Annotated in this window: 15 protein-coding genes; 1 reads left to right on the top strand and 14 read right to left on the bottom strand. The window is 37.4% G+C overall.

What is annotated here, in order from left to right; all coding sequences use genetic code 11:
* Position 1: 1 nt before the first annotated feature.
* The 14 genes from BZK16_RS00295 to BZK16_RS00360 all read right to left on the bottom strand — a co-directional run bounded on the left by BZK16_RS00295 (position 2) and on the right by BZK16_RS00360 (position 13312).
* The gene (locus BZK16_RS00295; protein ID WP_077926916.1) at positions 2 to 517 is read right to left on the bottom strand and encodes an OmpH family outer membrane protein; all 516 of its coding nucleotides are present in this window, start codon (positions 515 to 517) and stop codon (positions 2 to 4) included.
* Positions 518 to 536: 19 nt separating this feature from the next.
* The gene (locus BZK16_RS00300; protein WP_077926917.1) at positions 537 to 650 is read right to left on the bottom strand and encodes a BamA/TamA family outer membrane protein; all 114 of its coding nucleotides are present in this window, start codon (positions 648 to 650) and stop codon (positions 537 to 539) included.
* A 128-nt stretch (positions 651 to 778) separates the two neighbouring features.
* Positions 779 to 3196 carry an outer membrane protein assembly factor BamA gene (gene bamA, locus BZK16_RS00305; protein WP_077926918.1) on the bottom strand — a complete coding sequence of 806 codons (2418 nt, stop codon included), beginning with the start codon at positions 3194 to 3196 and terminating at the stop codon, positions 779 to 781.
* Positions 3197 to 3285: 89 nt separating this feature from the next.
* On the bottom strand, positions 3286 to 3876 hold the full coding sequence (locus BZK16_RS00310) for a site-2 protease family protein (protein ID WP_077926919.1): 591 nt from the start codon (positions 3874 to 3876) through the stop codon (positions 3286 to 3288).
* Positions 3869 to 4792, bottom strand: a complete 924-nt coding sequence (gene rseP, locus BZK16_RS00315; protein ID WP_077926920.1) for an RIP metalloprotease RseP — start codon at positions 4790 to 4792, stop codon at positions 3869 to 3871. Before rseP ends, BZK16_RS00310 begins: the two co-directional genes overlap by 8 nt.
* 3 nt (positions 4793 to 4795) lie before the next feature.
* A complete protein-coding gene (gene ispC, locus BZK16_RS00320) occupies positions 4796 to 5968 on the bottom strand; it encodes a 1-deoxy-D-xylulose-5-phosphate reductoisomerase (RefSeq protein ID WP_077926921.1) in 1173 nt (390 codons plus the stop codon).
* A complete protein-coding gene (locus BZK16_RS00325; RefSeq protein WP_077926922.1) occupies positions 5965 to 6804 on the bottom strand; it encodes a phosphatidate cytidylyltransferase in 840 nt (279 codons plus the stop codon). The genes ispC and BZK16_RS00325 overlap by 4 nt, the downstream gene beginning before the upstream one ends.
* A gap of 10 nt (positions 6805 to 6814) precedes the next feature.
* On the bottom strand, positions 6815 to 7534 hold the full coding sequence (locus BZK16_RS00330; protein ID WP_077926923.1) for an isoprenyl transferase: 720 nt from the start codon (positions 7532 to 7534) through the stop codon (positions 6815 to 6817).
* 6 nt (positions 7535 to 7540) lie between these two features.
* Positions 7541 to 8086: a ribosome recycling factor gene (gene frr, locus BZK16_RS00335; protein WP_077926924.1), complete on the bottom strand. Its 546-nt coding sequence runs from the start codon at positions 8084 to 8086 to the stop codon at positions 7541 to 7543.
* Between the two features lie 39 nt (positions 8087 to 8125).
* Positions 8126 to 8845 carry a UMP kinase gene (pyrH, locus tag BZK16_RS00340; RefSeq protein WP_077925176.1) on the bottom strand — a complete coding sequence of 240 codons (720 nt, stop codon included), beginning with the start codon at positions 8843 to 8845 and terminating at the stop codon, positions 8126 to 8128.
* 97 nt (positions 8846 to 8942) lie between these two features.
* Entirely contained in the window at positions 8943 to 11387 is a 2445-nt protein-coding gene (gene rnr / locus BZK16_RS00345) for a ribonuclease R (protein ID WP_077926925.1), read from the bottom strand.
* A complete protein-coding gene (gene lpxK / locus BZK16_RS00350; RefSeq protein ID WP_077926926.1) occupies positions 11375 to 12406 on the bottom strand; it encodes a tetraacyldisaccharide 4'-kinase in 1032 nt (343 codons plus the stop codon). The genes rnr and lpxK overlap by 13 nt, the downstream gene beginning before the upstream one ends.
* Positions 12406 to 12816, bottom strand: coding sequence for a regulatory protein RecX (locus tag BZK16_RS00355; RefSeq protein WP_077926927.1), 411 nt, complete (start codon positions 12814 to 12816; stop codon positions 12406 to 12408). The genes lpxK and BZK16_RS00355 overlap by 1 nt, the downstream gene beginning before the upstream one ends.
* A complete protein-coding gene (locus tag BZK16_RS00360) occupies positions 12806 to 13312 on the bottom strand; it encodes a hypothetical protein (protein ID WP_233145135.1) in 507 nt (168 codons plus the stop codon). The genes BZK16_RS00355 and BZK16_RS00360 overlap by 11 nt, the downstream gene beginning before the upstream one ends.
* Positions 13313 to 13580: 268 nt before the next feature.
* Here BZK16_RS00360 and BZK16_RS00365 point away from each other — a divergent pair, with 268 nt between their 5' ends.
* Positions 13581 to 15203 carry an FMN-binding glutamate synthase family protein gene (locus tag BZK16_RS00365; protein ID WP_077926929.1) on the top strand — a complete coding sequence of 541 codons (1623 nt, stop codon included), beginning with the start codon at positions 13581 to 13583 and terminating at the stop codon, positions 15201 to 15203.
* The last annotated feature ends 107 nt before the right edge of the window (positions 15204 to 15310 follow it).

Genomic DNA, 15310 nt, shown 5'->3' on the forward strand with positions numbered 1-15310 from the left:
ATTATTTCTCTAATTTTTGACGCAGCACATCTAAAATTGAATCTGTGAGCTGCAACTTATCGGATGCATAAATCATGCCTGATTCTAAAATCAGATCATATTGGTTTTGCTCGGCATATTCCAAAATTGTATCTGTAATCTCTTTTTGCATCTTATACAATTCTTCATTGCGACGAAGATTATAATCTTGCCTAAACTCAGCTGCTAAACGAGCATATTCACGATCTAGGTTTAACAATCTACGCTCATATTCTTTACGCGTACCATCTGCTAAATCTATGTCCATAGTTAAATCTTGAGCTTGCTTTACTTCCAATGCCAATGCTCTTAATGCTTCATCTTTTGCAGAAAATTCTTCTTGCAAAATCCCTTGAACACCTTTGATACCAGAATATTCTTCGACCAAACGAGCCATATCCACAACACCAAATTTAACTGAGGTAGCTTGTGCTATTGCAAAATTTAAAACCATACTACTAATTAAGATTAATAATATGGCTTTAATATTTTTCGTCATAAAGATATCTCTCACTCAATTAGAACGGGATACCAACAGAGAATTGGAATTTTTGTTTACGGTCATAAGACTTAGATTTAATTGGATTTGCATATGAGAATACCAAAGGCCCAATCGGTGAGAACCAAGCCATGCTTACACCTGCANACACCAAATTTAACTGAGGTAGCTTGTGCTATTGCAAAATTTAAAACCATACTACTAATTAAGATTAATAATATGGCTTTAATATTTTTCGTCATAAAGATATCTCTCACTCAATTAGAACGGGATACCAACAGAGAATTGGAATTTTTGTTTACGGTCATAAGACTTAGATTTAATTGGATTTGCATATGAGAATACCAAAGGCCCAATCGGTGAGAACCAAGCCATGCTTACACCTGCAGAATAACGAAGCTCACTAGTTTTGAATTTGTCATATCCAGTATTAATATCAGTTTTCTTCAAGTGATCACCCAAGCCATATACCTGGCCCGCATCGAAGAAAATTGACCAACGTAAACTATTACTTTCTGCAAAACCTGGTACACGCATAATCAATTCAGCCGTTGCGTTCACTTGCAAATCACCACCGGCACTTTGATCATTTGCATAACGAGGACCTAAAGTGCTCGTGCGATAACCTCTAACGGTTCTTAAACCACCTGAATAAAAGCGTTCATAAAAAGGTAACTCCGATGTTTTACCATAACCATAGCCTTTTGCTAAATCACCACGAATATTTAATATAAAATCATCACCATCGAATAATGGATAGAAGCTACTGTGTTTTGCGGACAAGATATAAAACTGATCTGTAGAGCCTGGTAGTGTCCCTGAAACATTAAAAGAATTTACAGAGCCTTCTGTTGCAAAAACTGTCCTATCACGTGTATCACGTGAAATACCTGCACTAAAACGGAATAAATTCTTTTTCTGAGTTACTGGCTTCCAGTTATCCCAGCTATTCCAGCTATTCCAGCTATTCCAATTATCATAGCCACTACAATAGCCATAATGCTGTGTACTTGGTGTACATTTTCCACCCAATGCACTTACAATTTCGACAGGAGAGTCTCGAGTTGTTTTTAAATTAACTCGATCATAACCAATACTAGCCCCTAAACTTGTAAACTCAGTCAAAGGATAACCAAAATTGAATGATAAACCATAACCATCCATTAAGTAATCTGCAGTATAACCATTATTATTTTTTTGTTTATTATAATGTGCTGAAATACCTGCACTTACACCACTATCTGTAAAGTAAGGGTTGGTATAAGAAATATTAAATGTTTGAGATTCATCATCCGTTTCAGCAGATACAGTTAATTGATTACCTGTTCCCATGAAGTTTGGTTGATCAAAACTGATATTGAAACCAAATTTAGATTCCATACCATAGCTCAAACCGAATGTAATACTACCCGCACTACGCTCTTTCAATTTATATGTTAAGTCAACCAAGTCTGAATCCACCTGATTCGTGACGACATCGACTTCTTCAACATATGGCAAACGTTGTAAACGTACTTTTGAACGCTCAACATCACTTGAAATAAACTGACTGCCTTCCATCTGACGAATTTCACGACGGAATACACCATCTTGCGTACGCTCGTTACCTTCAATATTTACACGGCGAACATAAATTTTTTCACCATTATCCACTGAGAATAAAATTTTAACTGTTTTTGTTTCTTCATCCACTTGTGGGATTGCGTTCACACGTGCCAAAGCATAACCATCATCGCCTAAACGATCCTGAATCGCTTTAACAGCTGAATCCACTTTAGATTTTTTATAGTATTTGCCTTTATCAATATCCACTAATGCAGTTAATTCTTCAAAAGGCACGTGTGTATTGCCCACAACTTCAAAGTCTGTGACACGGTAACGGTTACCTTCATGAACATTGATATCTACAAATACTTTTTCTTGATCAGGTGTGACAGATGCAACATTTGTATTCACTTCAGCATTGATATAACCACGTTCTTGATAAAACTTTTCAATACTTTCCATGTCTTCATTGGCACGCTTAGAATCATAACGATCTGACTTAGTTAACAAAGTCATCAATCCAGATTCTTTAATTTGCATCTGTTTCTTTAATTTATTGCCACCGTAATTTTCATTACCTGTGAAAGAGATTTCTGCTAACTCTGCTGTTTTACCTTCAGAAATATTCAATTCAATATTGACACGATTTCTTGGGAGTTCAATGACATTAACATCCATTTTAGCAGTGTATTTACCACGCTCTTCATAAGCTTTAAGCAAATTATTTTTCACGGACGCTAATTTTGCAGCACTGTAAGTTTTGCCTTCAGAAAAGCCTGCCATTTTTAGCATATCTTTGAACTGCTTAGTTGAAACATCCTTGTTACCATTCACAAATACGCGATCGATCACAGGTCTTTCAACGACATTAATCACCAATACACCATTTTGTTGGCTAATGCGGACATCATCAAATAATTCTGTCGCATATAAACGAGAAATAGTATCTTGAACATTACCACGTTTAATGTCGCTACCATCCCCACCTAATTGTGAGAATACAGTACCTGCATTCAGTCTTTGCAGACCTTCAACGCGTACATCACGTACAGAATACGATTGTGCATAAACAAGTTGCATTGCTAAAAACAACGCTGTTGCAAGTATCGATTTTTTACAATTCTTGAGGACCATTATTATTCTCTAACACTATAAAATCAGAAGGCAAACTAGGCGACAATATACAGAATTTGAAGCATAATTACCACTCATTTAATTATTGACTAAAACCATCGAACAACATCATATCCGATAACAATTGCCATAAAAATAAACATCATAGCAGCACCAATTTGTAATACTTTAATCTTGATACTGTCTGGAAACTGATGTTTGCCCATTATTTTCTCAATCCCAAATCCTACTAAACGACCACCATCTAAAACTGGAATGGGTAATAAATTTAATAAACCAATATTAATACTAAACAATGCTGCTAATTGAACAAAAAATACCAAGCCTGATGCCAAAGCTTGCCCTGCAATATTGGCAATACTCACAGGGCCAGCCATTGTATTAATATGAAAATCACCTTTAATCATACGTCCAATGAATTTAAAAATCATTGCACCATCATCTACTGTTTTCGTAATGGCTGCTCCAAAAGCATCAATAGGCCCTAAACGCTCTTTCGTAACCAAATTTTTATAAATCTCAGAGTTAACAGCGATACCTAATTTTAATTGCCCTGATTCATCTGTTAGTGGTGTCATGCTGAATGTTTGAACCTGATGATTTCTCAATACTTCAACATTGATTGCTTCACCAACTTTTAATGAGGATACAACTTTTAACAGATCACGCCATTCATCCACTGGNAGCGATACCTAATTTTAATTGCCCTGATTCATCTGTTAGTGGTGTCATGCTGAATGTTTGAACCTGATGATTTCTCAATACTTCAACATTGATTGCTTCACCAACTTTTAATGAGGATACAACTTTTAACAGATCACGCCATTCATCCACTGGTGTTCCTGCAATGCTAGTAATTAAGTCCCCAACAGCCAAGCCACTATTAGCAGCCCCACCATTTGCAACAATCACATCAATCACAGGCGGCAAAGGTGGTAAATATAATGAAACACCCAATTCTTTATATAAATTTGTTTTAGCATCTAATTGTAATGCACCACCAATATCTAATACAGTTTGCCGAGTTTTACCATCTCTTTCATAAATAATTTCTGCCTGCCCATCGTCTAGATGCTCAATCATCTTTTGCATCATCATTTCAAAGCTATTGACCTTACTGCCATCAACCGAAACAATCAAATCACCACTTTTAAAACCTGCCTCTGCAAATGGTGTATTTTGTTCAGCCACCTCGATATAAGGCTTATACGCAGGAACACCATACATAAATAATCCCCACAGCAAAACAATTGCTAACAGGATATTTGCTAATGGGCCAGCTGCAACTACTGCTGTTTTCTGCCATATTTGCCCTTGTTTAAAAGGCATGCCATTCAATGGGCCTGAATGATCCTTCTCATCATCTACAAAAGCGACATAGCCACCCAGCGGAATCATACCTATAGCATATTCAATACCATCTTTACCTTGTCGACTCCAAATATTTTTACCAAATCCAATACTGAATTTAGTCACAGCAAAACCCAATTTACGTGCAACCCAAAAGTGACCATACTCATGTATTGTCACCAAAAGCCCCATCAGGATGATGAAACCACCAATGGATCTAAAAAAGGATTCTAACCATTCAATCATTAATTATGCCTTCAATTTTTCAATTGTATCTTGTCTAATAAGCTGATCAAACTCTATGATTTCTTCAAAGCTATTAAGCTTCGACACAGTCAACTGAGATAAAAACTCTTCTAATTTTTTAGGAATATCCAAGTATTCGATTTTATCTTGTAAAAATGCTTCTACCAAAATTTCATTGATGGCATTCATAGCCACCAAATAAGCATTGCCTTTAATTAAGCACTCTTTTGCAATTCTTAAGCATGGAAAATGCTCTAAATCTGGTTGAGCAAATGTCAAATCCATCATTTGCGTCATATCAACAGGTTTTTTACCCGACAAGACTCGTTTAGGATACCCCAAAGCATGCGCGATAGGAATTGTCATATCAGGCTCACCCAATTGCGCCAATAAAGAACCATCTTTATATGCCACCAATGAATGAATAATACTTTGAGGATGAATGACAACATCAATATCTTCAGGTGGCATATTGAACAAGAAATGAGCTTCAATGAACTCTAAACCTTTATTCATCAATGTTGATGAATCAATTGTCACTTTTGCACCCATATCCCAACGCGGGTGTTTTAAAGCATCTTCTTTTTTAATTTTCGCCATATCGCTCAATGAAGTATTGCGAAATGGCCCGCCAGATGCTGTTAGTACTAACTTCGAAACCCCATCCAAAGTTGCTCTACCCTGCTCATCTTTCGGCAACGATTGGAACAATGCATTATGTTCGCTATCAATTGGCAATAATGTTGCGCCATAATCCTTCACTGCTTGCATAAACAAAGAGCCACCCATCACCAAGCTCTCTTTATTTGCCAGTAAAATTGTTTTACCAGCTTTGACTGCAGATAATGAAGACAAAAAACCTTTGGCACCGACAATCGCAGCGACAACCAAATCAATTTCAGGCGCTTTCACAATTTCAGCAATCGCTTCTTCACCTGCTAAAACTTCAATCGATAAACCCAAGCTGAATAAATGCGTTTCTAATTCACTCGCAGCATCAACATTTGCCATCACAACAAACTTAGGATGAAATTCTTTACAGATTTCCAACATTTTCTGCACACTGCGATCCGCAACCACAGAATGCACTTGATATTGAGCAGGGTTATTACGAATCACCGTTAATGTCGATGATCCAATTGAGCCTGTTGCACCTAAAATTGAAACTTGTTTCATATCGCACTAAAATTCATTTGAAAAAGATAAAAACCAAACGCAAAAAATGTAGAGCCTGCAATTAAACCATCAATACGATCTAACACTCCACCGTGCCCTGGAAATAAATTACCACTATCTTTCACGCCAGCATGGCGCTTAATTAAGCTTTCATACAAATCACCTGCAATGGATAACATCGCTGCAATTAAAGACATTAATATAAATGCAACTTTCTGCCAGCCGTTGAATGACGCTGGTAAAAATAACATGATGATCAATGAGAAGATCATTGCAATGACAATACCACCCGATGCACCTTCAATGGTTTTACCTGGGCTAATTGCAGGCGCAAGTTTATTTCTACCCAATTTACGGCCAACAAAATATGCACCGCTATCTGCTAATGCAACTAAACCAATCACATACAATACAAATCCATAACCGTAGCCACCTGGTAATTCATGTAACATACTCAAGGATACATAAAAACCTAACAACATGATTGTTGATAAAACCATGGTGACTTCTTTAGAAACCAACCATTTCTGAGGTGATTTAATTTGTATAAATAACAACAATGGCACAATTAACCATACACAAGCTGCTACAGCATTAACAATCAATAATAATGACAATGTATTGGTGAACAAAAACAGATATGCAATGACCAATAAAACAGTATTACACATCAAATAAGGTAAACGAACTGATACCGGCAACATCCTTTTCCATTCTAAAACACCAATCAGTGAAATAATTAACAACACCAATTGAAAAATATTAGAAGGTAAAAATCTAATGGCTAAAAGCGCAACTAGCGCCATAATGCTACCTGTGATAATTCGTTCTTTCATATTATTATTCTCACTCTTCTACTGCGCCAAAACGACGTTCACGCTCAGCATACGTTTTCAATGCTTCATTAAATTCTACTTCTGTAAAATCTGGCCACAAACATTCTGTAAAATAGAATTCTGCATAAGCCAATTGCCACAATAAAAAGTTACTTAAACGCTCTTCACCGCTCGTTCTAATCAATAAGTCCACAGGTGGAAATTCATGCAAAGCCAAACGCTGGCTCACCATGATTTCATCGATATCATCTAACTCGAACAACTCATTTTTAATATCTTTTGCAATTGCTTTACATGCTGACACAATCTCTGCCCGTGAACCATAGTTCAAAGCAATGATTAAATCTAATTTAGTGTTATTTTGTGTCAACTCTGATGCAGCATGTAATTTTTGCTGCAAAAGATGAGGAAATTTCTGTGTATCACCAATAAAATGGATAGCAACGCCTGCATCATGTAATGCAGTCAGTTCTCTATCCAAAGTATCAATAAAAAGCTTGACTAAAAAGCTTACCTCATCATCTGGTCTTAACCAGTTTTCGGTTGAGAAAGCATACAAAGTCAAAGCTTCTATATTATTTTCAATGGCAGCTCCAACCACTCGCTTAACTGATTTAACACCAGCTTTATGGCCGACTGTTCTTGGCATAAAGCGTTTCTTTGCCCATCGACCGTTGCCATCCATGATGATGGCAATATGTCGACACACTCTTGATTCAGATGCTGCCATTTAGGATTAAATCTCCATCAACTCTTTTTCTTTAGATGCTAAAACTGTATCAACTTCTGCAATCATTGCATCAGTGATTTTTTGAATCACATCTTCACCACGGCGAATTTCATCTTCAGATAATTCTGCATCTTTCAATTTTTGGTTCGCATCACGACGGATATTACGAATCGCAACTTTAGCATTTTCGCCTTCGCCTTTAACCACTTTAACCATGTCACGACGACGCTCTTCAGTTAATGGCGGCAATGGAATACGGATCAAAGTGCCAGTTGTTGCAGGGTTTAAACCCAAATCACTCATCAAAATAGCTTTTTCAATTGGACCAACCATGTTTTTATCCCATGGCGTAATACCCAATGTACGTGCATCAATCACACTAATGTTTGCAGCTTGGCTCAATGGCGTTGGAGAACCGTAAAACTCAACTTCAATATGATCCAACAAACTTGTATGTGCACGGCCAGTTCTTAATTTTAGCAATGCGCTCTTCAAGCTTTCGATGGACATTTTCATGCGATGTTCTGCATCTTGTTTAATTTCGTTAATCATAATCTAGATTTCCTTAAATTCACTCAAATAGATTAGCTATTACTCTGTTACCAATGTACCGATATCATCGCCACATACTGTACGCATCAAATCACCTGGATTGAAGATATTGAATACACGAATTGGTAATTTGTTTTCACGGCACATTACCAATGCAGTTGCATCCATAACGCCTAAATCTTTTGCCAACGCTTCTTTATATGACACAACATCATATTTTACAGCGTTAGGATCTTTATTTGGATCAGCTGTGTAAATACCATCCACTTTTGTTGCTTTCAACATGATGTCTGCATTCACTTCAATTGCACGAAGCGCTGCTGCTGAGTCAGTTGTAAAGAATGGATTACCAGTACCTGCTGCAAAAATCGTTACACGCTTTTTCTCTAAGTGACGAACAGCACGGCGACGAATGTAATCTTCACACACTTCATTGATGCGAAGTGCGCTCATTACACGAACGTAAACATTACGATCTTCTAAAGCATCCTGCAATGCCAAAGAGTTCATTACAGTTGCCAACATACCCATATGATCACCTGTTACGCGATCCATACCTTTGTTCGCTAAACCTGCACCACGGAAAATGTTACCACCACCAATTACAACGCCAACTTCCACACCAATTGCATTCAATGATTGAATTTCATCAGCAATGCGACCAATTGTTTCAGGTTCAATACCGTAATTCCCTGATCCCATTAAAGCTTCACCACTTAACTTAAGCAAAATACGTTTATACTTGGGCGGCTTATTCATAATCCTTTCATCCTTACACTAGTCAATGACACAAAATAACTCGGCATTTTAAAACATTTCACAAGGAATTAATAGCAATGCCGAAACATTTAAAAGATTACTTCTTGACTTTTTTACTCACTTTTTTCTTTTTCATCTTTTTAGCTGGCTTCTCAGCTTTCTTGGCAACCATTTTACGCTTCTCACTTGAACCTCGACGTTTCTCTTTCACTTTGCGATTATCAGGGCGACCTTTTTTAGAAGATTGCTTCTTCGCTGCTTTTTCCATTGCTTTCGCTGCTGCAATTTCACCTAAAATTGCTTCGCGCTCGCGCTTACTTAATTTAGCGCTTTTCGGCAATGTAATCATTTCAAAATCAATGAATTTAGTTTCAGGGTTTGCATCTAAAACACGCACCACAACTTCATCATTCAATTTGATTAAAATACCTGTTTTTTCACCAATCAAGCGATAACGAATATCATCAAAATGATAATAATCGCCTGGTAAATTCGACATATGCACCAAGCCTTCGATATAAATATCATCTAGCTCAACAAATACACCAAATTTTGTAATGCCCGCAACTCGGCCATTCAATACTTTACCAATGTGCTGCTGCATATATTCACATTTCAACCAAGCAACCACATCATCCACTGCCTTATCAGCACGACGTTCCATTTCAGATAAGCTTTCACCCAAGCTTATCATCATCTTTTCAGTATAAGGATACTTAGCAGCGCCTTCTTTATTTTTGTTGATTAAATATTTAATACCACGATGCACAGTTAAGTCAGGATAACGGCGAATTGGCGATGTAAAGTGCGCATAATGCGTTAAGGATAAACCAAAGTGCCCTTCGTTTTCTGGCTGATAAACTGCTTGCGCCATTGAACGAAGCATCATCGTTTGGATGATATCAAACACAGGCAATTCTGAAGCCATTGCCAAAGTTTTCGCATAATCTTTTGGCTCAGGTGCATCACCACCTTCCACACCCAAATTGTATTCCACTAAGAATGCACGCAATTTACCCAATTTATCTTCAGGCGGTTTAGCATGTACACGATACAAGGCCGGTAATTCATTCGATTCCAAGAACGTCGCTGCAGCAATATTTGCCGCAATCATGCATTCTTCAATGATCATGTGCGCTTCGTTACGAATTCTGAATTCGATCTTATCGATCAAACCTTCATCATTATAAAGAATTTCAGTTTCTTTTGTTTCAAAGTCTATTGAACCACGTTGATCACGAGCTTTACGTAACACTTTATACAATGAATATAAATTCAAAATATGTGGCATGATTTCAGTGTAATCCTCTTGAATAGGATTCTCTTCTGTAATCAATTCAGCCACTAATTCATAAGTTAAACGCGCATGTGAACGCATCACACCTTCAAAGAATTCGAATTTAAGTATTTCGCCATTCGGTGCAATGATCATTTCGCAAACCATACACAAGCGATCAACATCTGGATTCAATGAGCACAAACCATTGGATAACTTCTCTGGCAACATTGGAATCACACGATCAGGGAAATACACTGATGTACCACGTTGAATTGCATCTGCATCAATTGCATTGCCATTTTTTACATAATGGGCAACGTCCGCAATCGCAACATACAACTTAAAGTTACCATCTTCCATTTTTTCAGCATATACAGCATCATCGAAGTCGCGTGCTGTAATGCCATCGATTGTGACCAAAGGTAGATGACGATAATCTTTACGACCAACCTTATCTTCTTCGCTCACTTCATCAGAAATTGTTTTCAACAATGAATCTGTGGCTTTGGAAAATTCATGCGGCAACTGATGCTCCATGATCGCTTGCAATATCGCGATATCTTTCGTCATTTTACGACCAAAAACTTCAGTTACCTTCGCAACAAAACTACCTTTATTCAAAGCATCTTGATCCACTTCAATTTTCACTAGATCATGATTTTTGGCTTCTTTTAATCCATCTTCCAAAATCAAGAAATGCTGTGAAACTTTACGATTTTCTGGCACAGCCATTGCGCTACCATCGTATATAGAAATACGTGCAATTAGCTCATGCAAATTGCGTTTTACGATTTTAACAACACGACCTTGTCGCATAGATTTCGAACGAAACACACCAGTAATCACCACTTCAACTTCATCATGGTGCATTACATTTTTACAATCTTTTGGTGAAACATAGATGGAATCTTGATCCTTCACTGTCACATAACCGTGACCTTCCACTGTGCCTTCAAATAAGCCAACCACAGTATCTTCACCGCCCACAGGCAGAAATTCTTCACGTGAATTGCAATGTAATTGGCGCGCTCGATTCATAATGTATAAACGATTACTCAATGCTTCTAACTGCCAATCTTCTGTTAGATTTAAAATCTCAGCCAACTCATCAAACGTAACTTTTTTTGCAGCATTTAAAACTTCTTGAATAAATGTGCGACTTGGAATTGCTTGAGTATATTTCTCTTGTTCTTCCTTAAAATTTGGATCATTTTTTGCATAATCTAAGAAATATGCTTTTTGTTCTTCTGTTAATTTAGACATTCACTGTCTCCTATAAAATTCTTTGGATCGATTTTCTCAATATCTTTTTTAAAATTAATATGTTGAATGATCATTTCGATAAAACCTGATGGCAATGTTGTTTCTAATGGAACAACCCAAGCATCATGGTCATGTAAAATTTGTGTGCATTTGACGGCATCTTTTTCTGTCATCAAAATCGGTTCTGCCATATTAGCAAAATCCTCTGCACTGTATGTATGATGATCATCAAAGGGATAAGCGCTAACTTCTATATTCTTCGATGATAATGCGTTGAAAAAATTACTCGGGTGCGCAATGCCTGCAATCGCACTGACAAGCGAGAAGTTTTCCCACTGTTGAATTTGTTTAAAATTATTTAATTGATATGGCACACCAAGGCGCTGCGCTATCTTATAACATTTTTGTGAATATGGAAGCAAAAAGTGAAAAGTATCATCAATTGTCACGATGGCATCTACGCTATTTAAACGATCAACACTTTCTCGAAGTGGTCCTGCTGGCATCACATTACCATTACCAACACCTTGCTTGCCAAATACAGCAATTTCAAAATCTCTATGTAAAGCATAATGTTGCAATCCATCATCACTCACAATCACATCTAAATCAGGATATTTGGCCAATAATGCCAAACCTGCATCATAGCGCTGATTAGCAACAGCAACAGGTACATTAGTTTTTTGATAAATCAAATAAGGCTCATCACCCAATAATTCTGGTGAAACTTTCTCATCACTCACGATGATTGATTCATCTTTGCGACCATAACCGCGAGAAATCAAACCAACGTTCAAACCTTGTTGCTGTAACTCACTGATCAATGCAATCGTTACAGGTGTTTTTCCTGTGCCACCCACATTAATATTACCCACAACAATCACCGGCACAGAGAGTTTCTTCTGTACTTTCAGCTTTTTGAGCTTATTTTTTTCAGATAAAGATTGATACAAACAAGACAGAGGCTTCAAGAACGTTGAAATCCAATTATTCGATTGCCAAAAATCAGGCGCTTTCATCAAAAACCCCGACGATATAAGGCAGCCTTTAATTTCGGCTCAGGTTTTTGCCCGATTTTACGCAATGCAATCGCTTTAGCTTCATCAAAATTGGCTTCTTCCAATGCAATGGATACTAAATCACTGGGGACTTGATGTTGCTTCAATAAGAACTGAACTTTCTTAGGGCCATAACCCAATTGTGCTTGGTTTCTTGCAAAAACTTCTGCAAATCTTTCTAAACTCAAATAATTCGCCTCAATGCATTGTGCAATGATTTCTTCCACTAATTGAGCATCACAACCTTTCAACGTCAATTTTTGCCTCAATTCGACAATACTATGTTCTCTACGCATCAGTAGATTTAGGGCTCGTTCGAACCAGTATCGTTTTTCTTTTTGTTGATCTTCGAGGGTTGTATTATCTTCCATATTTTTTCGCGTTATCCATCATGCTAGCTAGGATATCATCAATCGAGCGATTTGTTTTATCTGCCAATAAACTTTTATTTGAACGCACAGATAATGTCACCACAGGCTCTTCAGGAAATTCAGGCACAGATTCTTGTGACTTCTTTGGCATGATTTGAACTTTGAATTCAGGAATGCTCCATTCTTTTTGCGAAATTGTATTCAAATAGTTTTCTAATGTTTGCCTAATCTCTTTTTGATAAAACTTAAAATTATTCCCTGATAAAGAGTCCAATGCACCAATCAACCAAAATTTACGCCCCAAAGATGCGATAAATAATCGTCCTTTCAATTTTTCTGGCAAAAACTCTTGAAACCAAGGCTCTACATAAGCCAATTGCCTTGCCCTTCTCAACTGAAGTTTTAGGTCCGCATCATCAACATTTTTAGAGTAAATGATTTTTGCAATGGCTCTATCTGTACTATATCGATGTTTTTTCAAAGGGATAGCTGGCACTGACTTGTAATCCCAGTCATTTTCGCTGTCANTCCGCATCATCAACATTTTTAGAGTAAATGATTTTTGCAATGGCTCTATCTGTACTATATCGATGTTTTTTCAAAGGGATAGCTGGCACTGACTTGTAATCCCAGTCATTTTCGCTGTCAACCTTTTTATTCTTTAAGTACATTTGAGCGGTAAATCCTTATAATTTAAAACTATATAGAGTATGATATCTCCCATTTATTCTAAGCTATTCTCATAATTTATCAAAGGAGATATCATGACCGCTGTTGCATACTTAGGGCGCTACGCTCTTTTCTTGATTGCAATTGCTACAACCATCGCATCAATCGTGCTCAACTTCCCATTTGGCAAAATAGTTTTTGCCGTTGCGCTCGTACTGACTCTCATTGGTTTTGCTGATATTTTACAAAAAACTTATGCGGTTCGTCGCAACTATCCAATCTTGGGTAACTTAAGATATCTCCTTAAACATTTCCGTCCAGAAATCCGCCAATACTTCATTGAGTCAGATTCTGAAGCTGTACCTTTCACACACGGCCAACGCGAACTAGTTTATAACCGCGCCAAAAATCATAACTCTAATCGTGCTTTTGGTACGATTCAAAACGTTTATGAAAAAGGCTTCCAATTCATCAACCATTCGATGGCACCTGTGCCAATGCCAAACCCTGATGATTTCCGTATCACCATTGGTGGCAGTGAATGTAAACAGCCTTACAGTGCCTCTATCTTCAACATTTCAGCAATGAGCTTTGGCGCATTAAGTTCAAATGCTGTATTAGCTTTAAATGGTGGTGCAAAATTGGGTAACTTTGCACATGATACAGGCGAAGGTAGCATCAGCCCTTATCACTTACAAAATGGTGGCGATTTAATCTGGGAACTTGGTAGTGGTTACTTTGGTTGCCGTACTGAAGATGGCAAATTTGATCCTGAAAAATTCAGAGAAAAAGCACTGTTACCACAAGTCAAAATGATTGAAGTTAAAATCAGCCAAGGTGCTAAACCTGGTCATGGTGGTGTTTTACCAAAAGATAAAATTACACCTGAAATTGCTAAAACTCGTGGCGTGCCAATGGATAGAGATTGTATCTCTCCACCTTATCATTCAGAGTTTTCTAACCCTATTGAATTATTAGAATTCATTCAAAGATTGCGTGAATTAAGCGATGGCAAGCCTGTTGGTTTTAAATTGTGTATTGGCCATGCTTGGGAATTTGCTGCAATTGTCAAAGCGATGCTTAAAACAGGCATTACGCCAGACTTCATCGTTGTGGATGGTAAAGAAGGTGGCACAGGCTCAGCACCGATTGAATTTGCAGACCACATTGGTTCACCATTACGTGAAGGCTTATTGTTCGTTCACAATACATTGGTAGGCGCGAATCTTCGCGATCAAATCAAAATTGGTGCAAGCGGTAAAATTATCAGTGCATTCGATATCGCTCGTACATTAGCGATTGGCGCAGACTGGGTAAACTCAGCACGTGGATTTATGTTTGCATTAGGTTGCATCCAATCATTAAGTTGCCATACAAATACTTGCCCAACAGGTATTGCAACACAAGACTTAATGAGACAAAAAGGTTTAGATGTTACAAATAAAGTGAATCGCGTTCATAACTATCATCGTAATACATTGCATGCATTGGCTGAAATGCTAAGCTCAGCGGGTATTAATCATGTGAACGAATTAGAACCTCACCACTTAGTATTGAGAACAGCAGACAATGAAGTTCGCCTATTCTCCAATACTTATTACTACATTGAACCAGGCGCTTTATTGCGTGACAATATCCCAAGTCAGTTTTATGCTTCTGTTTGGGAAACAGCACAAGCAAGTAGCTTTGCACCTGTTTCTCGAAGAAATGCTTATTAAATAATTAATCAGTTATTGGAATAAACCTCATATTTAGGTATCTAAACATGAGGTTTTGTTTTAAAATTTTTTGATATTTGACTGACTACATTACAATAAAATAATGT

The organism is Wohlfahrtiimonas populi (assembly GCF_002006795.1).
In the GTDB taxonomy this organism is placed as follows: domain Bacteria; phylum Pseudomonadota; class Gammaproteobacteria; order Cardiobacteriales; family Wohlfahrtiimonadaceae; genus Wohlfahrtiimonas; species Wohlfahrtiimonas populi.

Excerpts from the sequence above, each read along its gene's own strand:
- BZK16_RS00355 (WP_077926927.1), bottom strand. The coding sequence starts at position 12,816 with ATGGAAGATAATACAACCCTCGAAGATCAACAAAAAGAAAAACGATAC.
- ispC (WP_077926921.1), bottom strand. The coding sequence starts at position 5,968 with ATGAAACAAGTTTCAATTTTAGGTGCAACAGGCTCAATTGGATCATCG.
- BZK16_RS00325 (WP_077926922.1), bottom strand. The coding sequence starts at position 6,804 with ATGAAAGAACGAATTATCACAGGTAGCATTATGGCGCTAGTTGCGCTT.
- BZK16_RS00295 (WP_077926916.1), bottom strand. The coding sequence starts at position 517 with ATGACGAAAAATATTAAAGCCATATTATTAATCTTAATTAGTAGTATG.
- BZK16_RS00365 (WP_077926929.1), top strand. The coding sequence starts at position 13,581 with ATGACCGCTGTTGCATACTTAGGGCGCTACGCTCTTTTCTTGATTGCA.
- pyrH (WP_077925176.1), bottom strand. The coding sequence starts at position 8,845 with ATGAATAAGCCGCCCAAGTATAAACGTATTTTGCTTAAGTTAAGTGGT.
- rnr (WP_077926925.1), bottom strand. The coding sequence starts at position 11,387 with ATGTCTAAATTAACAGAAGAACAAAAAGCATATTTCTTAGATTATGCA.
- BZK16_RS00300 (WP_077926917.1), bottom strand. The coding sequence starts at position 650 with ATGGCTTGGTTCTCACCGATTGGGCCTTTGGTATTCTCATATGCAAAT.
- frr (WP_077926924.1), bottom strand. The coding sequence starts at position 8,086 with ATGATTAACGAAATTAAACAAGATGCAGAACATCGCATGAAAATGTCC.
- BZK16_RS00330 (WP_077926923.1), bottom strand. The coding sequence starts at position 7,534 with ATGGCAGCATCTGAATCAAGAGTGTGTCGACATATTGCCATCATCATG.
- lpxK (WP_077926926.1), bottom strand. The coding sequence starts at position 12,406 with ATGAAAGCGCCTGATTTTTGGCAATCGAATAATTGGATTTCAACGTTC.
- bamA (WP_077926918.1), bottom strand. The coding sequence starts at position 3,196 with ATGGTCCTCAAGAATTGTAAAAAATCGATACTTGCAACAGCGTTGTTT.